Source organism: Deferrisoma palaeochoriense (assembly GCF_054656955.1).
Genome location: NZ_BAAHXI010000011.1, coordinates 24,751 through 47,182, shown reverse-complemented (window position 1 = coordinate 47,182; position 22,432 = coordinate 24,751). Strand labels below are relative to the sequence as shown.

The window sequence follows — 22,432 nt, the reverse complement described above, 5'->3', positions numbered from 1 at the left end:
GGGTTCCCTTGCGGGAACCCCTTTTCGGGTTGGCTCGCGGCCGGCCTAGATGGCGCGGACGTTCGCGGCCTGGGGGCCCTTGGGGCCCTGGGCCACGTCGAACTCGACTTCCTGGCCCTCGGTCAGGGTCTTGAAGCCCTGGCCCTGGATGGCGCTGAAGTGCACGAACACGTCCGGGCCGCCGCCGGCCTGGCTGATGAATCCGTAGCCCTTCTGGTCGTTGAACCACTTCACGGTTCCCTTTGCCATGGTACTGCTCCTTTGGGTGTTTGGGCGTTCGGCCCAGGTGAGACACATGCGACGGGTCGAAGCGCCCGGGCAGGAACCGTTCCGGTCCGGGATCAAGCTGGATCCATCGATGTGACAAAAACTTCGGTCACCGGTCGGGGGCCTTGGGTCCGTCGGCAAACACCGCGCCAAACCGTGGCGCCCAACCGGGCCACGCAAAAGCGGGAGCCGCCTTTGGGCTGCTCCCGCTTCTCGAAAGTCCGCCGCTCGGTCGTGCTCGCCGCCCCCGCGTTGTTGGCGAAACGATACGCCCCTTCCCGGAACCGGTCAAGGCGAAAAGATGGGAGGCCGGAAAAAAGTTTGGGGCTACACGAGCGAGAGGAGCGCCGTGAGGGTTGGGAGACTCAGGAGCGTCGACACGAACACCGTGGTCGTGGCCAGGGTGGGCTCCACCTCGTACTCCATGGCGATGATCGACACCAGCACGGCCGCGGGCATCCCCGACTGGAGGATCCCGGCCGCGTATTCCAGGCGAGGCAGCCCGAACGGCACGGCGAGTACGGCTGCGAGCGCCGGGGCCGCCAGGAGCCGGAACGCCGAGGCGATCCAGGCGTCGGCCGTGGGCCGGAGGTCCCGGGCGCCGGCGAGCTGGAGCCCGAGGGCGAAGAGCATGGTGGGGATCATGGCGTCGGCCAGAAGCGACGTCGTCCGGGCCACCCAAAGGGGCGGTGCAAGCCCGGTGCTCGAGACGAGAAGGGCGGGCGGCACGGCCCACAGCGCCGGGGTCTTGAGCACCGAGGTCAGGGCCCGCATGCCGCCGCCCTTGGCCCAGCCGGCGGCGGCCACGCACACCACGAACGCCGCGGTCATGATGGCGATGAAGAAGATCGTGGCCGGGGCCAGGGCCTCGTCCCCGAGCCGGAACCGGATCAGGGCGAGGCCGAAATTCCCCACGTTCCCGAACACGGCCACCATGACGTACACGGCCGTGACCTCCCGGCTCCGGCGCAGGAGCCGGGCCAAGAGAAACCCGCAAGCCGCAAAGGCCAGGTGGGCGAGCACGATGTAGGCGGTCATCCGGACCACGGCCCCGATCTCCACCCGGGAGGTGCTGATCACGTGGAAGGCGAAGGCCGGCACGAACACGTAGTAGGCCACCCGGGCCAGGGTCCGGCCGTCGAGCCCCAGGCGCGGGCCCAGGGCGTAGCCCAGGCCCACGATGGCAAACACCGGCAGGACGACGTCGAGGAAGACCCCGAGGACGTGGGCGAACACCGTGGGCGCCCCTACCCGAGGGGGTGGCGGCGGTCGTGGGGCAGTTCCTTCGAGATGGCCACGTAGTGGGTGGTGATGAGCCGCACCACCTCGTCGGGGTCGTCGGTGAGGTCGAAGAGATCGAGGTCCTCTGGGTCGATGCACCCGAGCCCGGCCACCCGGTCGCGCATCCAGTCCACGAGCCCCTTCCAGTAGTCCACCCCGAACAGGATCACCGGAAACCTCCGGATTTTCTTGGTCTGGATCAGGGTCAGGGCCTCGAAGAGCTCGTCGAAGGTGCCGTACCCTCCGGGGCAGATCACGAACGCCACCGAGTACTTCACGAACATGAGCTTGCGCACGAAGAAGTACCGGAACGTAAGCCCCAGGTCCTGGTACCCGTTGGGCTTTTGCTCGTGGGGCAGGTGGATGTTGAGCCCCACGGATTTCCCCTGGCCGCCCTTCGCCCCCCGGTTCGCCGCCTCCATGATGCCCGGGCCGCCGCCGGTGATCACGGCGAACCCGGCGTCGGACAGCCGCCGGCAGAACTCCCGGGTCGCTTGGTAGTACGGGGAGTCCGGCGGGATCCGGGATCCCCCGAACACGCTCACCGCGGGCCCGAGGTCGTTCAGGGTCTCGATGCCGTCGATGAGCTCGGCCTGGATCCGGAAGATGCGCCAGGTCTCCGAGGTGCGAAGGTCTTCCATGGATGCGCGCTCCGTGTCGAAAGGGGTTAGAACGCCGAGAACTCGGCACCCACAAGCCCGAGGGCCCGCACCGCCGAGCCGAACTCGTCGCGGTTCCCACCGGAGCCGTAGGCCGCGAACGAAAAGACCCGCCAGCGGTCCGAGACGTTCCACTCGAAAAATCCCGTGGCGAGCCCGCTTCGGTCGTCGAGGTTCTGGGTCCAGCGCAGGAGCACCGTGAACCGGTCGGCGATCTCGGAGTGCAGGTACTGGGCGAAGAGGTAGTGGCGCCGCAGCAGCCGGAGCCGCAGCGGCAGGCCATCGGGATCCGCGGACGCGAGACCGGCCTCCACGAGCCGGGCCGAGCCGTGCGTCAGGTCGAAGAACCGCTCGGCGTCCCGGTCGTGGTAGCCCTCCCCGTTGAAGACGTACTCCAGGGTCAGGGTGGGGCCGGCCTCCAGGGTGTACGAGGCCCCGGCCAGGGTGAACGGCAGGATCGCCGGGTCGTCGTCCCGTACGTCGGCCAGGGTGACGCCGAGGGGGGGCGGCCCGTCCGCGGGGTAGAGGGCCTTCGAGCCCTTCTGGAGGCTCGCCTCGCCGTAGAGGAGCAGGGCGTCCGAGGCGGTCCATTTGCCGTAGGCCCGGACCGAGGTCTCCTCGTCGGGGCCGGCGTGGACGAGGACCCCGCCGTTGGCCTCGTACCCCACGTACTCCACCTTGAGCGCGTGGGAGGGGTGCCAGTCGCGGCCGTTCAGGTCCCCCTCGCCCCGGCCGGTGTTGGTGATCCAGGACACGGTCCACTCGTACGAGGGGAGCCAGACCACCCGCAGGAAGTCCATGCCGGCGATCTCGCGAACCGGGTTCTCCCGGCCGTTCTCGGCGAAGAAGGGGTTCGAGGGGTTGACGAGCTGGCCGGGGCCCCATTGGAGGTTCTCCCGGCCGAACGAGACGAAGAGCGTGTCGTGAAGCCTCCACCGGGCGGCTCCCTCGAGGAGCAGGGTCTCCTCGTCCCCCTCGGTTTCGCCCGCGTTCGGGCCGTCCTGCCAGCGGTCCCGGGTGACCCGGACCCGGGGCTTGGCCGTGAGGAGGAGCCGCCCCCACTGGGCCGTCAGGTCGAGGCGGACCTCGGCCTCGGAGGTCTGGCGGGGCAGGTCGAGCACGCGGTTGTCCGGGTTCAGGCTCCCCAGCGTCGGGACCTGGTACCGGTGGGAGCCCAGGAGCCGAAGGGATGCCGTGATCCCCTCCCACGGGGTCTGCGCCCAGGAGGGGCCCGGCTCGGGTTCGGCCCCCTCCGCCGGCTCCTCCCGGAGGAGTTCGACCACCCACGCCTCGGCGTCCCGCCCCACCGAGCCCATCCGGGTGTTCTCGGGAAGCTCGAGAAGGGTTTGCAGGGGCTCGGCGCTTCCCAGGAGCAACTGGTAGGCGTCGCGCCGGTTTCCCCGCACGGCCACCACCCCGCCCTCGGCGGCGTGGAGCTCGATCCGAAACCCCAGCCGGTCGGCCCGGGCCTCGGCCCGGACGGCCCAGGGGTTGGCCCGGGCCAGATCGGTCCGCAGGGGCGAGGGATCGGGGGCCGTGGGGCCGGCCAGGGCCCGGAGCACCCGGAACGGGAGACGCAGTTCCCACGCGCCGGCCGGGCCGGCCGCCGCGACGAGGCAGACGAAGACCACGAGGCCGCGCCAGCCCATGGCCGGCCTCACCGCACCAGGAGGTTCAGGTTGAAGGTGGAGTCGGGAAGTTCCTTCACCGTGATGTCCGAGTACTCCAGGGTGGTGACCTCCTGGGGCCGGATCGCGTCCCGGATGACCATGCGGCTCACGAAGGGGATCTCTTCGCCCTGGTAGCGGATCCGGTTTTCGTAGTCGAACTCCGCCGTCTTGAAGAGCTTGCCGCTCACCGTGTAAAACTCGGCCTTCACGCCCACGAGCCGTGACTTGCTCACCCAGTACTTGATCCGGTCGTAGGTGACCTTTTTGTTGCGGGCCGTGAGGTCGAGCACGTAGCAGTCCTCCCCATTGACGGCCTCGTCCCCCACGAATACCCCCTCGTAGTCGCCCGAGTAGTTGGTGCTCGCGATGTCGCCGTTGGCGGCCTGGCCCATGAGCTTCTGGCGGGGGCTGATGGGCACGGGTTTCGACACGCCGGGTTTGATGAACCACATGTTCCGGCCCACCATCAAAAGCTTCTGGCCCTTGACCCGGGGCGGGGCCGTGAACGTGGCCAGCACGTCCTCGTTGCGGGCCTTGACCTGGAGGGTCTGTTCCCGTTCCTTTCCCCGCTCCACCGAGGTCATCTTCACGGTCCAGACGAGCCCCGGCAGTTTCCCTCGGGCCCGGTCGGCTTTCTCGAGCACCTGCCGCGGTGAGAGGGCCGAGGCCCCGGCCCCCGTCGCCGCGGCCGCCAGGAACAGGCAAAGAAGGGTCGCGATCCGTTTCATGAAACCTCCCCTATACCGTTTCGACGTTCCTCCCCCACGATCCGGCCGTCCTCCAGCCGGACCAGCCGCTTCACCTGGTCCAGGAGCCGGGGGTCGTGGGTGGAGAAGATGAAGGTGGTGCCCTGCTCGTCGTTGAGCCGGCGCATGAGCTCGATGATGGTGTGGCTCGTTTCCGAGTCGAGGTTCGCGGTGGGTTCGTCGGCGATCACGATCTCGGGGTCGGTCACCAGGGCCCGGGCGATGGCCACCCGCTGGCGCTGCCCCCCGCTCATCTTGTCGGGCCGGTGGTGGACGAACTCCGAAAGCCCCACCTGCTCCAGGCGGTGGAGGGCCTTCTCCCGGACCCGCCGGGCCGGCTCCCCCCGGATCTGGAGGGGCAGCATCACGTTTTCGAGGGCCGAGAGCACCGGAACCAGGTTGAAGCTCTGGAAGATGAACCCGATGTGGCGGTTTCGCAGTTCGGCCTTGCGGTTCTCGGAAAGCCCCGCCACGTCTTGCCCCCCGATCCGCACCGAGCCCCGGGTGGGTTCGTCGATCACACCGATCAGGTTTAGGAGGCTCGTCTTCCCGCTCCCCGACGGACCCCACACCGCCACGAACTCCCCCGGGTCGACCCTGAGATCCACGCCCCTGAGGGCGTGGACCCGGGTTTCGCCAAGGCGGTAAATCTTCTCGACACCCTCGAGTTCCACCAGGGCCAAGGCGGGCCTCCTCGTCGTGGGGGCTTGCGCGGCCGGGCCGCGGGGTCCTCTTTCGTTTCGGCCGGTGGAGCCGCCGGCTCAAGGGCCGGGCGACCACTCCTCTTCGCCGGGCAGGGGGGCGAAGTACCCGGCCACGAGCTCGTCGGACACCCCGTCGAGGGAAGGGGGATCCCAGCGGGGGGCCCCGTCCCGGTCCTCCAGCACCGCCCGGACCCCTTCGCAGAAATCCCGGCCCTCCACGAACCGGTGCACCAGACGGTACTCCATCGCCAGGCACGAGGCCAGGTCCATCTCCCGGCCCCGCCGCAGGGCCTCCCAGGTCACCCTGAGGCTGGTGGGGGATTTTCGTGCGAGTTCCTGGCGGGTGGCTTGGGCCCACTCCGACCCGTTCCGTGCCATGGCGTCGAGCTCCCGGAGCGCCTCGTCCAGGGACGCCCGGGAGAAGGCCCGCCGGACCTCGCCGCGGCGGTCCCACAGGGGGGTGGGGCCCGGGTCGGCGCCGAGTTCCGAGAGCGCCCGGTCCACCCCGGCCCGGCCGGCCGCCGTCTGGAGGGCGGCCCGGAGGGCGGGCAGCCGCGACCGGGGCACGAAATGGGTGGCGAGCCCCAGGGCCAGCGCGTCGCCCGGCCCCACCGCGACCCCTGTGAGGGCGAGATACGGCCCGAACCCCTCGGGCAGGCGGGACAGGAAGAAGCTGCCCCCCACGTCCGGGAAGAACCCGATCCCCGTCTCGGGCATGGCGATCCGGGTGGCCTCGGTGGCCACCCGGTGGGACCCGTACACCGACACCCCCACGCCGCCGCCCATGGTGATGCCGTCCAGGAGGGCCACGTAGGGCTTGGGGAATCGGTGAATCGCGAGGTTGAGGCGGTACTCCTCGAAGAAGAACGCCCGGGTCTCGGGCTCGAGCCCGGCGCCCTTGAGCCGGCACACGGCCCGCACGTCGCCCCCGGCGCAAAACGCCCGGTCTCCGGACCCCTCCACCACGGCCAGCACCACCGCGGGGTCGGCCCGCCAGGCCCGCAGGGCCCGGGCAAGGGCCCGCACCATGGGCAGGGTGAGGGCGTTCAAGCTCTCGGGCCGGTCGAGCACCGCCCAACCGGCCCGTCCCCTGGTTTCGATCCGGACGCCTTCGTGCGCCACCGTGCCCTCGCGTTCAGGGGACAGAGGACGGGGCTCCCCTGACCCACGTCGTTCGGACCCCTGCCCCGATCCGAAAGAGTTCCCACGGGGCGGTGCTGGCGGCGTCGCCCAGACCTCCCGGGGGAAGTCCCGCCGCCTCGCCGCCAAGCAGCCCAGCCGCCGGGCCGAAGTGAGACGGCGGGGCTACGATTCCCCCTTCTTCCGAAACAGTGCGTCCAGTTGGGCCTTGGCCCTCGCCCTGGGGTCGTCCCCCGGCGATGGGGGGCCGCCGCCGGGCTCGAACCAGTCGCAGAAGTTCGCCCGTTCCTTGTCGAGCACCCGTTCGGCCCGGGGTTCCCGGCAGTCGTTGTAGGAACCGGGGGCGTAGAAGCGGCATTGGACGCACGCGTGGAGGTCGGCGCCGCACCGGGGGCACGCGTCGCGCCGGCCCGGCCGTTCGAGCCCGGTGTCGGCGCCGCAGGCCCGGCAGATCACGCGGCCCTCCCCCGGGCGGGGCCGAACGGGATGACCCGGTGGCGCTCCCGCTCCTCAGCGGCCCGGTACCGTTCGGGAAACGAGGCCCGGAAGAGATAGGGCACAAGGTTCGACCGGCACCGCCCTGCCAGGTGTCCCACCACCTCGTCGGCCTGGTCGGTGCCCACCCCGAGGCGCCGCAGTTCGTAGCGGTAGGGCCGCTTGGCGCCCGGGATCCGTGCCACCAGCGTCACCTTCACCTCGAGGAGGTTCTCGAAGCCGTACGGCGTGCGGGCCTCCCGGAGCTCGACCACCACCCCGGTGGGCCCCTGGATGGTCTCGATGAGCTTCTCGTTCATGCGCCTTCCGGGATGATCTCGGTCCAGCCGTAGGGGTCCTCGGCCTCCCCCCACTGAATCGCCGTGAGGCGTTTGTACAGCTCGGTCGTCACCGGGCCGGCCTGGCCCCGGGTGCCGTACACGAACTCCCGGTCCCGGTAGGTCACCGACTCCACCGGGGTGATCACGGCCGCCGTGCCGAGGCAGCCCGCCTCGTCGAAGGTCCCCAGCTCGTCCACCGACACGGGCCGCTGCTCCACGGCGAGGCCCATGTCCCGGGCGATCTGCTGGACGCTCATGTTGGTGATGCTGGGCAGGATCGACGGGCTCGCAGGGGTGATGTAGGCGTTGCCCCGGATGGCGTAGAAGTTGGAAGAGCCCGATTCGTCGATGTACTTCTTCTCCCGGGCGTCCAGGTAGAGCACCTCGGAGTAGCCCTTCTCCTTGGCCCCCATGGTGGCCCGCATGCCGGCCGCGTAGTTGCCGCCGCACTTGATGTCGCCCACGCCCCCCGGCGCCGCCCGGTCGATCTCCTCCTCCACGATGAGCCGCACCGGTTCGAATCCGGCCTTGTAGTACGGGCCCACCGGGGTCACGAACACCAGGAACAGGTACTCCCGGCTCGGTTTCACCCCCACCTCGGCGCTCGCCCCCAGAAGGAGCGGCCGCACATAGAGGCTGGCCCCGCTCCCGTAGGGTGGCACAAACCGGCGGTTCGCCCGCACCACCCGGTGGACCGCCTCCCGAAACAGCTCCACCGGCACGGGCTCCATGAGGAGCTTCCGGGCCGAGCGCTGGAAGCGTTTCGCGTTCTCGTCGAGCCGGAAGGTCTGGATCCGCCCGTCCGGTCGCTCGAACACCTTGAGCCCCTCGAAGATCTCCTGGCCGTAGTGGAGGCAGGTGGCGGCCATGTGGAGGGTCACGGTCTCGTCGGCCGTGAGTTCCCCTTCCGTCCAGGCGCCGTCGCGAAACCAGTACCGGATGTTGGCGTCCGTTTTGTGGTAGGCAAAGGGAAGGTGGGCGAAATCCAGATTCGCTCGTTCCATGATCGCCTCGCTGGGTTTGATGGTGTAAAAAAGTGTTTGATGTCAGATCTTAGCCGGGCGTGTTCCCGGGCACAACCCGTCCCTCAGCCCCCATCGCCGGCCGGAAGGTGCTCCAGGAGGGGGAGGGTGCGGCGGATCTCGTCGAAGATGAGGGCCGAGCTCATGGTGGCCATGGCCACGGCATCCACCTCGGGGTCGAAGGACAGGTCCTTCAGGGTCCTGCCCCGGAGCCGGCCCTCGAAGAACCGGTTGTCCTCGTCCGACCAGGGGTCGTTTCCGTATTTCGTCACATGGATCGGCTCGAACCCGAGAATCTTCCCGCTGCGGTCGAAGGCGAACAGGAAGTGCACGGCCTCGCATACCTCACACACGGGCGGGCGGCTCGCGAGCTTGGCGAACACCGGGAGGCGCCGCCCCCCGGTGACGGCCTGATACACCCGGGCGCCGTTTCCCAGTTCGAGTTCCACCGCATCGGCTTCTTCCTGGCCCGTGGCCCTTCGAAAGAGTTCCCGCGCCCGTTCGCGCACCCCAAGGGAGTCCACGGGGAGGACCAGGGTGGGGTCGCTCAGGGGAATGCCCGGGTCGTTTTGCGCGAGGGCCGTCTCCGGGTTCGCCAGCAGCGCAAGCCCGTGGGCTAGGAGTTCCTGGCTTTGCTGGACCCCAAAGGAGTACCGGGCCAGGAGCCATCGGCCATCTCTACGCACGAGGAACACGGTGAACGGGGTGCGGCCGGCCCCGCCCACCCGGCGCCACTGGTCGAACTGGGGATCCGCCGTGATGGGGTAGGTGAGTTTCCGTTTTCGTCGGTATTTCCCGAGGTACTTGGGTTGGTTCCCCGCGGCGACCGCCAGGAGCCGCACCCGTTCCCGAAGGCCTCGCCGCTCGAGTTCCCTGTAGAACGCCTCGACCTCCCGTACCTGCCGCTGGCACGGCACGCAGGACTTGTTGAAGAACTCGAGGACGAGCACCTCCCCGGGGATGTCCGAGAGGCGCACCGGGCCGTCCCGCCGGGGAAGCCCGAGATGGGGGTAGTCTTCCGGGGCGAGAAGCCCGCAGAACTCGAGGTCGGGGAAGGGATCCCCCGGCTTCAGGCGCACCTGGCCTGGGGCGTCGGCTGCAAGGGCCGAAGCCGAGAGGGCGTAGGCGACGAGGATCAGGAGCGCCAACCGCTTCATCGTGATTGTCCCTGAAGATCCCCTGCGGTGGGGTGGGCCCGGGGAGAAACCGCCGGTACACTACCTTCCGGGCGGTTGGTGAGTCAAACTGCGTTCGGGGGGGAAGCCGATTTGGGCGGCCGAAGGGGCGGCGTGCCAGGCGACGAGGAGTGACCCATGGACCCGAACACGTTGGAAACCGAACTGCGGGCCCTCCGGGAGAAGGTCGAGGCGTTGGAACTCCGGGTGGCGAGGCTGGAGGGGGCCGCTCCGCAACGGCCCGCCGAGCCCTGGCAACCGGCCCCTCTGCCGGATGCCGTGGGGGAAGGCGAAGGGCGGTTGGGGGGCACGCTCCAGAGGGCGGCCCTGGTGTGCTTCGTGCTCGCGGTGGCGCTGGTGCTCCGGACCGCCACCGAGGCGGGGTGGGTCGCCGGCCGGGCGGGGGCCTGGATCGGGGTCGCGTACGCGGTGTGCGTGGCCGCGGCGGCGGGGTGGGTCGGCGCCAAGGGCAAGAAGGGAGCCGGCACGTTCCTCGCCGCCGGGGCGGTTACCGGATCGGCCGCCGTGCTCGAGTCGGTGACCCGGCTCGGGGTGATGACATCGAATGAGGCGTTTGTCGCCTTGTCGTTCTTGGCCCTCGCGGTGGGCGCAGCGGGGCGCCTCGGCCAACTGGCGACCGGGGTGGGGGTGGGCCTCGTGGCCGTGCTGGGGGCGGTGTGGCTCCTTCCCCGGCCGCCGGACGGCCGGATGCTTCTCGTGGCGGCGTCGGCTGCGACGTGGGCGGCGGCCCACCTGGCCGACCCCGCCGGGGGGCGGTGGCTACGGGCCCCGGGGCTTCTCGGGGTGGCCGCCGCCGGGGCCTTGGCCGGCGAGGCGGATGGGCGGGGAGCCTTTTGGGCGGCGGCCGGGCTCTGTCTGATCCCCCTGGCGGCCGCGCTGGCGGACCGGGCGAGGGGCAAGACCAGGGCCTGGGGGGCGCTGGAACTGGCCACGGGCGTCGGGGCGGCTTATGTTGTGGCCCGCATGGCGGGGGCGGGCGCCCCGGCGGCGGCCGGGGTCGGGGGGGCGGGAGTGATCTTCCTGCTTGCCGCGGCCGTGGACCCGGTCTTCGCCCGCTCGGTGGCCCCGGCCGGGGGGCTGGCGGCCGGCCTGGGGGCAGGGGCGCTCCTGCCCGGGTGGTGGGGCCCGGCCCTGGGAATGGCCGTCGCGTTGGTGGCCTTGGATCGCTCCGATCGGTGCCGGGAGGCTTCGCTGCGGGTCGCGGCCTACCTCCTGGCCGTGGTGCCGGTGATGCTCGTCCTCCTGGGAGGCACGGCCCGGGGCCCGGGGCAGGCGCTCGGGGCCGCGGTGGCCGCCGGGTTGGGATGGGCGGTCCACCGGCGGTGCCGCCGAACCCCTCCGCCCTCGGGGTCGATCTATTTCGACCGGATCGACCGGTCGGACGATACGGCTTCGATCGTGCTCCTTTCGGCCCTGGGCGCGGCGTTTTTCTCGGCCCGCATCCTCGCGCGGTGGATCTGGCCGGGGGCTGGGGCCGGGGCCCTCGCGGCCGCCGACACGGTGCTCCTTTCGGTGGCTGCGGCGCTCCTGTGGATCGGGGGAACGAGGCGCCGGGACAAGGAACTTCGGGCCGTAGGGGGGCTCGTGTACCTGGCGGCCGGAGCCAAGGTGTTCGTGTACGACCTTTTCTGGGTGGGCGGGTTCTCCCTGGTCGTTACCGTGCTCGTCTACGGTGTTTCGGCGGCCGTCGGGGGCTTCCTCGCGGGCCGATCCCGGGGGCCGGACGCGAAGGGTGGGCGGGACGCGTAGCCCAAGTAACCCCGGTCGCCGATCGCCGGTGCCTTAGCCCCGACCGCGACGCCGTGTGGCCGAAAGCGAAGCGTTCTTGTTCTTGCGAACAGGCCCCCTCACGGCCCAGCGGAGCGTCTCGTGGCTTCAGCTTGGCGCCTTGGCCGTCCGGCGGCCGAGGCCCTTTGGGGGGGTTGCGGAAATCTCGCGCGCAGTCTGGGAGAGCGGGGTTTCAGCTTTCCGGCCTTAGAGCCTTCCAGCTTTCAAGCCGACGACGGAGGTGTGCCATGCGCTGCGATCGTTGTCAGAAAGACGTTCCCGCCGAGACCCTCGTGGAGCAGGGGAGCCAGAAGGTGTGCGAGGACTGCCTCATGGATCTCCTGAGCCCGGCCAAGGCCTGCGACCCGTGGGCCGTGCGGCACGCGAAGAGCTCCCTGGGGAGCGACCCCGTGGCCGCGCTCCAGGGGGTGGAGCGCAGGCTCTACGACCTGGTCAAGGAGAGGGGGCGGGTGCCCCGGGACGAGGTGCCGAAGCTCTTGGGGGTTTCCCCGGCGGAGGCCCAGCGGGCACTCGCGACCCTTCGGCACATGGAGCTCGTGCGGGCCGACAAGGGCCCAGGCGGCCGGGTGGACCTGGTCCTTTTCCAGGAGCCCCACCGGGCGGCCGGAGCCGGTTGATCGGCCGGCGGCCCTCCGGTAGACTCCGGCCATCCCCGCGCCAGGAGAGAACCCCATGGCCGTACTGGAAATCCTGACCTTCCCCCACCCGGTGCTCCGGCAGCGGGCCCAGGAGGTGGAGCGGATCGACGAGACGATCCACCGCCTCGTGGAGGACATGACCGAGACCATGTACCGCGCCCCGGGCATCGGCCTGGCGGCGAACCAGGTGGGGGTGCCCCAGCGGGTCATCGTGGTGGATCTCTCGGCGGGGGAGCGGCCGGACGAACGGATCGTGGTGGTGAACCCCGAGATCGTGTGCCGGGAGGGCAAGGTCCGGATGGAGGAGGGGTGCCTGTCGGTCCCCGACCTCCGGGACGAGGTGACCCGGTGCAGCCGGGTCGTGGTGCGAGGCCTCGACCTCGAAGGGAAACCCGTCGAGATCGAGGCCGAGGACCTCCTGGCCGTGGCGTTCCAGCACGAGATCGATCACCTCGACGGGATCCTCTTCATCGATCACCTGAGCCAGCTCAAGCGGAGCCGCTACGTGGCGCGCCGGAAGAAGGAGCTCCAGGCGGCCAAGGCCGGAGGGTAGAGGGTGGCCGACCCCGGACCGGTCGTGTTCCTCGGCACCTCGGCCTTTGCGCTCCCGGCCCTGGAGGCGCTTCTGGCGGCCGGGGAGCGGGTGGCCCTGGTGGTGACCCAGCCCGACCGGCCCCGGGGCCGGGGGCGCAAACTCGAACCCCCTCCGGTGAAGGCGCTGGCCCTGGAACGGGGCCTTCCCGTGTTCCAGCCCGAGCGGGTGAACGCCCCCGAGGCCCTGGAACGGATCGGATCCCTGGAGCCGGAGTTCCTGGTCGTGGTGGCCTACGGCCAGATCCTGGGCCGCGGCCTCCTCGAGGTGCCCAGGCGCGGCGCGGTCAACCTGCACCCGAGCCTCCTGCCCCGTCACCGGGGCCCTTCGCCCGTCGCGTGGACCATCCTCGAGGGGGACGACCGGGCCGGGGTGAGCACCATGCTCATGGATGAGCGCATGGACGCGGGGCCGGTCTTGCTGCAGCGCTCGTTTCCCCTGCTGCCCCAGACCACCTGCGGGGAGCTGGAGGACCACCTGGCGCGGGCCGGGGCCGATCTGGTGGTGAAAACCCTGGAGGGGCTCCGGGCGGGCCGCATCCGGCCGGAGCCCCAGGACGAGGACCGGGCGACCTACAGCCGGCTGATCGACCGGGAGTTGCGCACGATCCGGTGGGACGAGCCGGCCCGGCGGGTCAGGGCCCGGATCCACGCCCTGTCCCCCCGGCCCGGGGCCCTGACCTTTCGCGGGGCGGCGGCCGTCAAGGTGCTGCGGGCCGGGGAACGAGACGGCGAAGGGCCCCCGGGCACCGTGGTGCGGCTGGACCGGGACGGTCCGGTGGTGGCCTGCGGCCGGGGGGCGGTGGTGCTCCTCGAGGTGCAGCCCGAGGGCCGCCGGCCCATGGGCGGTGCTGACTGGGCGAGGGGAGGCGGCCCCGCACCGGGCGAGATGTTGGGAGGCGGGGCCGGGTGACCCGCGGCGAGGACAAGCGGCTGTTTCTCGGGCTGCTCCTGGCCCTCGGCCTCTTGCTCGGGGTGCTGGGGGCCGGCGTGTGGCTCGGCCCCCGCTGGTTTTCGGGCGCGGAGACCCTGTTCCTCACGGCCTTCGGGGCGGTGTTCGGCGCCGCGGCCCTGGTGGCCCTCGCGGGCATCGGGGTGGTGTGCTACGCCATCGTGTTCGAGCGGGACCTGCCCGGCACGAAACGGCTCCGGGGGCTCATCGTCAAGGGGGCGTTCCCGATCCTGATCGTGCTGGGTCGGCTCGTGGGGGTGTCGAAGGAGCGGCTCGAGAGGTCGTTCATCGCGGTCAACAACCAACTGGTGCTGCGCTCGGGCCAGAGGGCCCGGCCGGGCCGGCTCCTCATCCTGCTGCCCCACTGCCTGCAGGTGGATTCCTGCGGGGTGCGGATCACCGGCGACATCCACAACTGCCGTGGCTGCGGCAAGTGCCCCATCGCCGGGTTGGTGGCCATCGGGGACCGTTACGGGGTGAGCCTGAGCGTGGCCACGGGCGGAACCGTGGCGCGGAGGACCATCGTGGAAACCCGGCCCGACCTGATCGTGGCCGTGGCGTGCGAGCGGGACCTGGCGAGCGGCATCCAGGACGCCTATCCCCTGCCGGTGTACGGCATCCTGAACCGCCGGCCCGAGGGGCCGTGCCGCAACACCCTGGTGGATCTCGGAGAGGTGGAACGGGCCGTCGAGTTCCTGCTCTCCGGAGGTGCCGCCGGCCGGCAGGCCGCTGGCACGGCGTAGGTTTCCGCCCCCGACGGCGGCCCAGCGGTCCGGGCCGCGTTTTTCGACCATTCCGAATCCCGGAGGACGTACGCGCATGACAAGGCCTGTCCGGCAGACCGAGGCGCCGGCCCGCGCCCCCATGGACATGGGCGCGGTGGTGCGGATGATGCGAGACGACCTGGATGCGGTGGAGCGGCAGTTCGAGCGCAATCTCGACTCGCGGGTGCCGCTCATCCAGACCGTGGGCCGGTACGTGCTCACGAGCGGGGGCAAGCGGATCCGGCCGCTGCTGCTTTTGCTTTCGGCCCGGCTGTGCGGGTACCGGGGGGACCGGGCTGTGCCGCTGGCGTCCATCGTGGAGTTCATCCACACGGCCACGCTCCTGCACGACGACGTGGTGGACGACGCGGATCTGCGGCGCGGTCAGAAGTCGGCTAACACGGTGTGGGGCAACGAGGCCACCGTGCTGGTGGGGGATTTCCTGTTCAGCAAATCGTTTGCCCTCATGGTGGCCGACGGCGATCTAAGGATCCTCCGGGCCATGGCCGACGCCACCACCGCGCTCGCGGAGGGGGAGATCCTGGAACTCCTTCGCACCTGCGACCTCGGGGTCACGGCGGACGACTACCTGGAGGTGATCGTCAACAAGACGGCGGTCCTGATCGCGGCCGCCTGCGAGGTGGGGGCGCTCCTCGGGAACGCCGCGGAGGATCGGGTGGCCGCCCTGCGCGGCTTCGGCATGGACGTGGGGGTGGCGTTCCAACTGGTGGACGACTGTCTGGATTTCGTGGGCGACCGGGAACGGTTCGGCAAACCCGTGGGCGCCGATCTGGAGGAGGGGAAGGTCACCCTGCCGGTGATCCACGCCCTGGCCCGGGCGTCGGCCGAAGAGCGGGAGCGGGTGGCCCGGTTGGTGGAGCAGGAGTCCTTCTCGGACGCCGACCGGGCCTGGGTGCGGGAGTTCGTGTCGCGCCACGGCGGCATCGAGGCCGCCATGGCCATGGCCGGCGAGCGGGTCGCCGCGGCCAAGGCCCGCCTGGGGGCGTTCCCCCCGTGCCCGGAACGGGACGCCCTGGAGGTGGTGGCCGACTACGTGGTGGCCCGGGACCGGTAGGCTCCCCGGCGGAAAACCGCTTGCCCCGGGACGGGGTTTCCGGTATAAGGCGCAGTTCGCGCGGGCGGCGGGGGCCGCCCGCAGGTCCTTCTCCTTGCCCCCTCGGGGGCTTGACAGCCGAAAGGAGAGAGCATGGCTGACATCTGGAATCGGTACGAGTGCATGGTGCTCTTCGACCCCGACCTCGGGGAGGAGGCCCGCACGGACCTGATCCGCCGGGTCAAGGAATACGTGACCAACGAGTCCGGCCGGATCCTCAAGACCAACCACTGGGGCCTCCGGGACCTGGCCTTCGAGATGAAGGGCCGGTCCAAGGCCTACTACCTCCTTCTCGAGTTCGCCGGCCCCGCCCGGGCCGCCACCGAGCTGGACCGCCGGCTGAACCTCCTCGACACCGTGCTCAAGTTCCAGACCATCAAGCTCGACGAGCGGGTGGACCCGGCCGAGCTGCCGGCGGAGGAGGTGGAGGAGGTGGCGCAGGCCTCGTCGGCCCCGACCTCCCAGCCCCCGGTGCCGGACGAGGAGGAAGAGGAAAACGAGGACGAGGCCGAAGAGGACGAGGACTAAAGGAGGCGACCCATGGCCCATCCGTATAGACGTCGCGGCCGCCGGAAGGTGTGCCGGTTCTGTGTGGATCCCAGCATCCCGCTCGACTACAAGCATCCCGAGGTGCTCCGGCAGTTCCTGTCGGAGCGGGCCAAGATCGTGCCCCGCCGGATCTCGGGGAACTGCTCCTACCACCAGAGGGTGCTGACCCGGGAGATCAAGCGGGCCCGGAACGTGGCCCTGCTGCCGTTCACGGAGATGCCCTGAGGCCGGGGTGATCCGGTCGTTGGCGGGCCGGCGCCGATGGATGCCCCTGGTGGGGGCCGCCCTCGGCTCGGCCGGCCTGTTCTGGCTTTCGCTCTGGGCCCCGGGGCTCGGGTTTGGCCTGGCCCTCCTGAGCCCCCTGCCCCTGGCCTGGGTGGCCCGGACCAGGGGGCCCGGCCCGGGCCTCGCCGCCATGGGAATCGCTGCCGCGGCCTCCGCGGCCGTGGCCGGTCCGGCGGCCACGGCCCTCTACGTGGCCCAGTTCGCGGGCCCCGGCGTGGCCCTGGGGTTTTTCGAGGCGGCCCGGCGGCCGGCCCACCAGGTGGTGGGGGCCTACGTGTTCCTGGCCGCCACCGGCACGGCCGTGGCCGTGACGGGGCTCGCCTGGGCGGCGGGCACCGGCCCCTTGGCCTGGCTCGACGCAACCATCGCCCAGACCCGGGAGGCCCTGGCCCGGATGCTCGAGGGCGCGGCCGCGGATCCCACGGCCGCCGCGGCCCTGGCCGAGGGGCTCGACCGCACGGCCGAGCTCCTGCGACGGCTCTTCCCCGGGCTCTTCGGCATGGTCACGGCGCTCACCGGCTGGATGAACGCCGTGTCCCTGCGTCGGGTCGTCCGGGACCCGGGGGCGGAGCCCTGGATCGAGTGGAGGGCCCCGGCCGGGTGGATCTGGGGCCTTCTCGCCTCGGGGTTTTCGGCCCTTTTGGCGGGGGGCACCCTCGGCACCCTCGGCTGGAACGTGTTCCTGGTGCTCGCCACCGCCTACTTCCTCCAGGGGATCGCGGTGGTCCAGCACCTTTTCGTGACCCGCGGGTTCCCCGCGTTCGTGCGGGCGATCGCGTACGTGTTGGTGTTCGTACAGTTCCCGGTGATGGTGCTCGTGGCCGGCATCGGGGCGTTCGATCTGTGGTTCGATTTCCGGGCCCGCTGGGCCCGCACGCCCCAGGCCTGACCGGGGCCCCAGCGGCTCAAAGCAAGTCGCGGCTTCGGACACGGGGAGGGGCTCGACCGGGGGCCGAAGACCGGCGACCGTAGACCGAAGTCCTGCGAAGGAGGCGACCGATGAAGGTGATCCTGAAGGAGACGGTTCCCAACCTGGGCACCGTGGGCGATGTGGTGACGGTGAAGGACGGGTACGCCCGCAACTACCTGATCCCCAAGGGGCTCGCGGCGCTCGCCGACCCGCGCAACGTGAAGGCCATCGAGCACCAGAAGCGGGCCCTCGAGAAGAAGCGGCTGCGGGAGATCGCCAAGGCCGAGGAGTTGGCCCAGGCGCTCAAGGGCCAGCGGCTCGTGTTCACCCGCAAGGCCTCGGACCAGCAGCACCTCTTTGGGTCGGTGACGAGCATCGACATCGAGCGGGCCCTTCAGGACAAGGGGTTCGCGATCAGCCGGAAGCAGATCGTGCTGGACCAGCCCCTGAAGTCCGTGGGCGAGTTCACGGTGCCCGTGAAGCTCCACGGCGGGGTGCGCACCGAGGTCGTGGCGGTGGTGGAGGCCGAGGCGGCCGAGGCCTAGCCTCCCCGCGCGCGCCGCGGCACCATCGGGCCGCCGGCGCCCGGCTGGCACCCGACCGGCCCGGCCCCCACCTGGCGTGGAGGGGTCGGGCCGGTTTCGTTTTGTCGCCCTCGTCGTTCCCGGAGAGCGAGGTCCATGTCCGGTTCCCAGGTGGCGGTCGCCCCCTCCAAGGTTCCCCCCCACAGCCTCGAGGCCGAGGTGGGGGTGCTGGGGGCCGTGCTGCTCAACAACGACGTCCTGCCCCAGGTGGCCGAGTTGGTGGACCGGGACGATTTCTACCGCACCGGCCACCGGCTCATCTTCGAGGCCATGCTCGACCTCTCGGAGCGGGGGGAGCCCATCGACCTGGTGACCCTGACCGAGGAGTTGCGGAAGAAAGGCGTGTTGGAAAAGGCCGGGGGCGCGGCCTACGTGGGGAGCCTCACCGACCAGGTCCCTTCGGCCCGCAACGCCGAGCACTACGCCCGCATCGTGCGCGAGCGGGCGGTGTTGCGCAAGCTCATTTGGGTGGCCACCGAGATCGCGAGCGGCGGGTACGACCCGGACGCCGACGTCGAGGAGTACCTGGACCGGGCCGAGCAGGAGATCTTCAAGATCACCCAGCGCAAGATCTCGCCGTCGTTCGTCCGGCTTCGGGACGTGCTCAAGGGCGCGATGGCCAAGGTGGAGGAACTCTACGAGCGCAAGGAGCTCGTCACCGGCGTGCCCACCGGGTTCCACGACCTCGACCAGCTCACCGCGGGGCTCCAGCCCTCCGACCTCATCATCGTGGCCGGCCGGCCCGGCATGGGAAAGACCTCGTTCGTGCTGAACATCGCCCACCACGCCTCGGTCCACGAGAACCTGCCGGTGGGGTTCTTCAGCCTCGAGATGAGCCGGGAGCAGCTGGCCCTGCGGCTCCTGTGCGCCGAGGCCCGGATCGACTCCCACCGGCTCCGGCGGGGCATGCTCAAGGACTCCGATTTCCCGAAGCTCGCCCGGGCCGCGGGGGTGCTGGCCGAGGCCCCGTTTTTCATCGATGACACCCCGGGCATCTCCACCCTGGAGCTGCGGGCCAAGGCCCGGCGGCTCAAGGCCGAGGCCGGGCTCGAGCTCGTCATCGTGGACTACCTCCAGCTCATGCGGGCCCGGGGAAGCTACGACGTGCGCGAGCAGGAGATCAGCGAGATCTCCCGGTCCCTGAAGGCGCTCGCCAAGGAGCTCCACGTGCCGGTGATCGCGCTCTCCCAGCTCAACCGGGGCGTGGAGAGCCGCAGCGACAAGAGGCCCCTCCTCTCCGACCTGCGGGAATCGGGCGCCATCGAGCAGGACGCCGACGTGATCCTGTTCATCTACCGGGACGACGTGTACAACAAGGAGTCGGCCGACAAGGGGATCGCCGAGATCATCGTGGGCAAGCAGCGCCAGGGCCCCACCGGCACGGTGAAGCTCGCGTTCCTCAACGAGTACACGGCCTTCGAGAACCTGGCGAAGGGGTACGAGGAGGGGTGAGAGGCGCGCCCTTTCCCTGGTTCCGTTTCCGCCCGGCATGGTAGAGTACGCGCGGTTCGCCTGAGACCACCGTTTCCCACTATACGCGGAGGAAGATGCCCATGTTCGGAATGCCCGGGGGCTCGGAGTGGCTCATCATCCTGCTTATCGTTCTCGTGATCTTCGGCGGCAAGAAGATCCCCGAATTGATGGGGGGGCTCGGCAAGGGGATCAAGAGCTTCAAGAAGGCCATGAACGAACCCGACCCCATCGATGTGACCCCGGAGAAGAAGGAGGAGATCCCCCAGAACACCGGGGCCGCCGAGAAGGAGGACGAGGAGAAAAAGGCCTAGCCCCCTCGCGAACACCGACGGAGGCGCTGGCAGATTCCCCGCATTGATGGGGAACCCGGCGGGTGGGGGCCTGGTGGAGAGCCGGGCGCGGCCCCTCACGTCGCCGCGCCCCCACCAGGCCTGGATCGATCGGGAAGATCCGGAACTTCCGCCACCGGCGCCCCGGCCCACCGGGTTGACAACGGCATGGAAAGGCGCGGCGAAACGGATGCCGCACTCGCGCCCGGCCGGAGCCAGGCCCCCACCCGCCGCCGGCACTGCGTTGGGAGGTGGTCGTAAACCGGGCTAGGGCCGATGCTCAGGCGCGGCGGCGCCACCCGAGGACCCGGAGGGCTCCATCCCGCACCGCGGGATGGAGCCCTCCGTCGTGGGCCATCTCGGCAAGGAACGGGTCGGGCTGGGGCACGAGGAGCACCAGGGCGAGCCGGGGCGGGGCGTAGGGGTTCCGGATCACGGCCCGCTGCACGGCCGGCCGCGCGATCCACCGGGGGGCCCGGGCCAGGTGCCAGAACACGGCCTCGGGGCAGGGCCGGCGGCTGGCGAGGCCCAGCACCTCGGCCTCCCGGAGCCGGGGGTTCCGGAGGAGTTCCCGAACCACCCGCGGGTCGGGGTCCGTGAGGAGGCGTTCCAGAAGGGGGGAGCGGGGGCCCCGGGCCGCAGTTTTCCGGTGCCCCAGCGTGTGGGCCTCCACGGCCGGGTCGGGAGGTGGGCCGAGTTCCTCGGCCCGGCGCGGGGGGCCCGGGTGCTCGAGCACCAGGAGCGCGGCGTCCAGGTCCTCCTCCCGGGCCGCGGCCAGGAGGTCGGCCATGCGCCCCGGCCCGACGCGGCGGGCCATGCCCTCGAGGTCGGCAAGCGCCCGGAGCGCGAGCCCCGCCCCCACGTCCCGGAGGGCCGCCTGCCGGACCAGGGCGTCGAGGACCGCCGCGGCCTCGGCGGCGGGGCCGGCGCCCAGCGCCTCGGCCCACAGGGCTTGCCGGGGCTCATCCCCCTCCACCGCGACGAACCGGGCGATCCACCCCGCCGCGCTCACGCCGTCCCCGCCTCGGCCTCCAGGGCCTCCAGGTCCTCGGCCGCCCGCTCCCACTCCCGGGTGAGGGTCTCCACCCGCTGGGCGAGTTCGGCCCGCTCCCGGGCGAGCTCCGCCGCCCGGTCGGGGGCGGCGTAGGTCTCGGGCCGGGCGAGGTCGGCCTCCACCTCGGCGAGGCGCGCCTCGAGCCCGGCGATCTCGTCCTCGAGTTCCCCGACCCTCCGCCGCAGGGGCGCCGTGCGCTCCCGAACCCGGCGGCGGCGCTCGGCCTCCTCCCGGCGGAGGTCCCTCTTGCTCTTGCGACCGGCGTCTTCCGGTTGCCCACCCGTCGGCACCCGGGCCGCCTCGGTCTGGGCGCGCACCCGCAGGAAGTCGTCGTAGTTGCCGGGGTGGGAGTCGACCCGGCCCCCCTCCACGTAGAGCACCCGGGTGGCCACCCGGTTGATGAGGTCCCGGTCGTGGGTGATGAGGCACAGGGTGCCCCCGAAGGAGGTCAGGGCCTCCTTGAGGACCCCGCAGGCCTGGATGTCCAGGTGGTTCGTGGGTTCGTCGAGGAGCAGGAAGTTCCCGGGCGCCGCGAGCATCCGGGCGAGCACGAGCCGGCTCTTCTCGCCGCCCGAGAGCACCTCGACCCGCTTCTCCACCGCGTCGTCCGAGAACAGGAACGCCCCCAGAAGCGTGCGGGCCTCCAGCTCTCCCGACACCGTGGGGAGCCGGAGAATCTCCTCGAGCACCGTGCGGCCGGGGTGGAGCTGCTCCAGGTGGTGCTGGGCGAAGTAGCCCACGGCCACGTTGTGGCCGAACCGGATCCGGCCGGCCGTGGGGGCGAGCTCGCCGGCGAGGAGCTTCAGCAGGGTGGATTTCCCCGCGCCGTTGGGCCCGATCAGGGCCACCTTCTCGCCCCGGTCGATCCGGAGGGTGAGCCCCCGGTACACCGGCCGGCCGCCGTACCCGGCCTCCACGCCCTCGAGCTCCACCACGGTGCGGCCGCTGCGAAGGGGCTGGGGGAACCGGAACCGGAAGCCCGGGGCCGCCGGCGGGGGCGGGGGCGGCGGCTCCTCCTTTTCGAGCTGCTTGAGGCGCGACTGTACCTGCCGGGCCTTGGTGGCCTTGGCTCGGAACCGCTCGACGAACCGCTCGGCTTGGGCGCGGCGCTGGAGGTAGTTCTCGTACGCGGCCCGGGCCGCCTCCTCCCGCTGGGACCGCTCCCGGGCGTACTGATCGTAGTCGCCCCGGCAGACCACGGCCTGCCCCCCTTCCAGGGCGATCACGCCCTGGACCACCCGGTTCAAAAAGGCCACGTCGTGGCTCACCAGGAGAAAGGCGCTCGGGCTCTCGGCCAGGTGGCCTTCGAGCCACTCCAGGCTCACGATGTCGAGATGGTTGGTGGGCTCGTCCAGGAGCACGAGGTCGGGTTCCCGCAGGAGGATCCGGGCCATGGCGGCCCGCATCCGCCAGCCCCCCGAGAACGCGGCCAGGGGACGGACGAACTCGTCCTCGGAAAACCCGAGGCCCTGGAGGATCTTCTCGGCCCGGGCCCGGAGCCGGTACCCGTCCAGGTGGTCGAACCGGGTCTGGAGCCAGCCGTAGCGCTCCAGGAGGGCCGGGTCGTCGGCCCCGGCTGCGAGCTCGGCCTCGCAGGCCCGAAGCTCCCGCTCCAGGGCCCGGAGGTCCTGGGCCACGTCCTCCACGTACTCCCGGAGCCCGAGATCCGGGGCGGCCGGGATCTCCTGGGGCAGGTAGCCCACCTCGAGGCCCCGGCGCCGGAGGACCCGACCGCCGTCCGGGGATTCGAGGCCCGCCAGGAGCCGCAGGATCGTGGTCTTTCCGGCTCCGTTGGGACCCACCAGGGCCCAGCGCTCCCCCTCGGCGATCCGGAACGTGGCCCCCGCCAGCACGTCGCGGCCGGCGTAGGTCTTTCGGAGCCCCCGGGCCTCGACAAGCAC

Annotated in this window: 25 protein-coding genes; 12 read left to right on the top strand and 13 right to left on the bottom strand. The window is 71.2% G+C overall.

The features are described 5' to 3' along the window. Nucleotides 1–45: 45 nt before the first annotated feature. The 11 genes from ACYQ8L_RS04940 to ACYQ8L_RS04890 form a co-directional block, all read right to left on the bottom strand. On the bottom strand, nt 46–249 hold the full coding sequence (locus ACYQ8L_RS04940; protein WP_459940661.1) for a cold-shock protein: 204 nt from the start codon (nt 247–249) through the stop codon (nt 46–48). Nucleotides 250–594: 345 nt separating this feature from the next. Beyond that, nucleotides 595–1,503 carry an AEC family transporter gene (locus ACYQ8L_RS04935; protein ID WP_459940660.1) on the bottom strand — a complete coding sequence of 303 codons (909 nt, stop codon included), beginning with the start codon at nt 1,501–1,503 and terminating at the stop codon, nt 595–597. Nucleotides 1,504–1,514: 11 nt separating this feature from the next. Beyond that, the gene (locus tag ACYQ8L_RS04930; RefSeq protein WP_459940659.1) at nt 1,515–2,189 is read right to left on the bottom strand and encodes an LOG family protein; all 675 of its coding nucleotides are present in this window, start codon (nt 2,187–2,189) and stop codon (nt 1,515–1,517) included. Between the two features lie 26 nt (nt 2,190–2,215). Then, nucleotides 2,216–3,856, bottom strand: a complete 1,641-nt coding sequence (locus ACYQ8L_RS04925) for a hypothetical protein (RefSeq protein WP_459940658.1) — start codon at nt 3,854–3,856, stop codon at nt 2,216–2,218. 8 nt (nt 3,857–3,864) lie between these two features. Next, nucleotides 3,865–4,605: an outer membrane lipoprotein-sorting protein gene (locus ACYQ8L_RS04920; protein WP_459940657.1), complete on the bottom strand. Its 741-nt coding sequence runs from the start codon at nt 4,603–4,605 to the stop codon at nt 3,865–3,867. Next, nucleotides 4,602–5,306, bottom strand: a complete 705-nt coding sequence (locus ACYQ8L_RS04915) for an ABC transporter ATP-binding protein (RefSeq protein WP_459940656.1) — start codon at nt 5,304–5,306, stop codon at nt 4,602–4,604. The genes ACYQ8L_RS04920 and ACYQ8L_RS04915 overlap by 4 nt, the downstream gene beginning before the upstream one ends. Nucleotides 5,307–5,384: 78 nt before the next feature. Beyond that, complete coding sequence (locus tag ACYQ8L_RS04910; protein WP_459940655.1) at nt 5,385–6,449, bottom strand: enoyl-CoA hydratase/isomerase family protein; 1,065 nt, start codon at nt 6,447–6,449, stop codon at nt 5,385–5,387. A gap of 183 nt (nt 6,450–6,632) precedes the next feature. Then, nucleotides 6,633–6,923 carry a hypothetical protein gene (locus ACYQ8L_RS04905; protein WP_459940654.1) on the bottom strand — a complete coding sequence of 97 codons (291 nt, stop codon included), beginning with the start codon at nt 6,921–6,923 and terminating at the stop codon, nt 6,633–6,635. Then, nucleotides 6,920–7,261 carry a hypothetical protein gene (locus tag ACYQ8L_RS04900; RefSeq protein ID WP_459940653.1) on the bottom strand — a complete coding sequence of 114 codons (342 nt, stop codon included), beginning with the start codon at nt 7,259–7,261 and terminating at the stop codon, nt 6,920–6,922. The genes ACYQ8L_RS04905 and ACYQ8L_RS04900 overlap by 4 nt, the downstream gene beginning before the upstream one ends. Beyond that, nucleotides 7,258–8,307: a branched-chain amino acid aminotransferase gene (locus tag ACYQ8L_RS04895; RefSeq protein WP_459940686.1), complete on the bottom strand. Its 1,050-nt coding sequence runs from the start codon at nt 8,305–8,307 to the stop codon at nt 7,258–7,260. Before ACYQ8L_RS04895 ends, ACYQ8L_RS04900 begins: the two co-directional genes overlap by 4 nt. 62 nt (nt 8,308–8,369) lie before the next feature. Next, nucleotides 8,370–9,461: a peroxiredoxin family protein gene (locus ACYQ8L_RS04890; RefSeq protein WP_459940652.1), complete on the bottom strand. Its 1,092-nt coding sequence runs from the start codon at nt 9,459–9,461 to the stop codon at nt 8,370–8,372. Between the two features lie 156 nt (nt 9,462–9,617). On the opposite strand from ACYQ8L_RS04890, the gene ACYQ8L_RS04885 reads away from it, so the two are divergent. The 12 genes from ACYQ8L_RS04885 to tatA all read left to right on the top strand — a co-directional run bounded on the left by ACYQ8L_RS04885 (nt 9,618) and on the right by tatA (nt 19,459). Next, nucleotides 9,618–11,249 carry a hypothetical protein gene (locus ACYQ8L_RS04885; protein WP_459940651.1) on the top strand — a complete coding sequence of 544 codons (1,632 nt, stop codon included), beginning with the start codon at nt 9,618–9,620 and terminating at the stop codon, nt 11,247–11,249. A 266-nt stretch (nt 11,250–11,515) separates the two neighbouring features. After that, nucleotides 11,516–11,905 (top strand): hypothetical protein, encoded by a 390-nt coding sequence (locus tag ACYQ8L_RS04880; protein WP_459940650.1) that lies wholly within the window; start codon nt 11,516–11,518, stop codon nt 11,903–11,905. Between the two features lie 55 nt (nt 11,906–11,960). After that, nucleotides 11,961–12,479 (top strand): peptide deformylase, encoded by a 519-nt coding sequence (gene def, locus ACYQ8L_RS04875; RefSeq protein WP_459940649.1) that lies wholly within the window; start codon nt 11,961–11,963, stop codon nt 12,477–12,479. A gap of 3 nt (nt 12,480–12,482) precedes the next feature. Beyond that, a complete protein-coding gene (gene fmt / locus ACYQ8L_RS04870) occupies nt 12,483–13,430 on the top strand; it encodes a methionyl-tRNA formyltransferase (RefSeq protein WP_459940648.1) in 948 nt (315 codons plus the stop codon). Further along, nucleotides 13,427–14,212, top strand: coding sequence for a DUF116 domain-containing protein (locus ACYQ8L_RS04865; RefSeq protein ID WP_459940647.1), 786 nt, complete (start codon nt 13,427–13,429; stop codon nt 14,210–14,212). Before fmt ends, ACYQ8L_RS04865 begins: the two co-directional genes overlap by 4 nt. A gap of 127 nt (nt 14,213–14,339) precedes the next feature. Further along, the gene (locus ACYQ8L_RS04860; protein ID WP_459940685.1) at nt 14,340–15,308 is read left to right on the top strand and encodes a polyprenyl synthetase family protein; all 969 of its coding nucleotides are present in this window, start codon (nt 14,340–14,342) and stop codon (nt 15,306–15,308) included. Nucleotides 15,309–15,440: 132 nt separating this feature from the next. Further along, on the top strand, nt 15,441–15,875 hold the full coding sequence (rpsF, locus tag ACYQ8L_RS04855) for a 30S ribosomal protein S6 (RefSeq protein ID WP_459940646.1): 435 nt from the start codon (nt 15,441–15,443) through the stop codon (nt 15,873–15,875). A 12-nt stretch (nt 15,876–15,887) separates the two neighbouring features. Next, a complete protein-coding gene (gene rpsR / locus ACYQ8L_RS04850; RefSeq protein ID WP_459940645.1) occupies nt 15,888–16,121 on the top strand; it encodes a 30S ribosomal protein S18 in 234 nt (77 codons plus the stop codon). A gap of 7 nt (nt 16,122–16,128) precedes the next feature. After that, nucleotides 16,129–17,070 (top strand): DUF2232 domain-containing protein, encoded by a 942-nt coding sequence (locus tag ACYQ8L_RS04845; RefSeq protein ID WP_459940644.1) that lies wholly within the window; start codon nt 16,129–16,131, stop codon nt 17,068–17,070. Nucleotides 17,071–17,180: 110 nt separating this feature from the next. Next, nucleotides 17,181–17,636, top strand: a complete 456-nt coding sequence (gene rplI / locus ACYQ8L_RS04840) for a 50S ribosomal protein L9 (RefSeq protein ID WP_459940643.1) — start codon at nt 17,181–17,183, stop codon at nt 17,634–17,636. 135 nt (nt 17,637–17,771) lie between these two features. After that, the gene (dnaB, locus tag ACYQ8L_RS04835) at nt 17,772–19,127 is read left to right on the top strand and encodes a replicative DNA helicase (RefSeq protein WP_459940642.1); all 1,356 of its coding nucleotides are present in this window, start codon (nt 17,772–17,774) and stop codon (nt 19,125–19,127) included. A gap of 101 nt (nt 19,128–19,228) precedes the next feature. Beyond that, nucleotides 19,229–19,459 (top strand): twin-arginine translocase TatA/TatE family subunit, encoded by a 231-nt coding sequence (tatA, locus tag ACYQ8L_RS04830; protein ID WP_459940684.1) that lies wholly within the window; start codon nt 19,229–19,231, stop codon nt 19,457–19,459. Nucleotides 19,460–19,757: 298 nt separating this feature from the next. On the opposite strand, the gene ACYQ8L_RS04825 is transcribed toward tatA, so the two are convergent. Both ACYQ8L_RS04825 and ACYQ8L_RS04820 read right to left on the bottom strand, forming a co-directional pair. After that, nucleotides 19,758–20,489 carry a hypothetical protein gene (locus tag ACYQ8L_RS04825; protein ID WP_459940641.1) on the bottom strand — a complete coding sequence of 244 codons (732 nt, stop codon included), beginning with the start codon at nt 20,487–20,489 and terminating at the stop codon, nt 19,758–19,760. Continuing rightward, nucleotides 20,486–22,432 (bottom strand): ABC-F family ATP-binding cassette domain-containing protein, encoded by a 1,947-nt coding sequence (locus ACYQ8L_RS04820; protein ID WP_459940640.1) that lies wholly within the window; start codon nt 22,430–22,432, stop codon nt 20,486–20,488. The genes ACYQ8L_RS04825 and ACYQ8L_RS04820 overlap by 4 nt, the downstream gene beginning before the upstream one ends.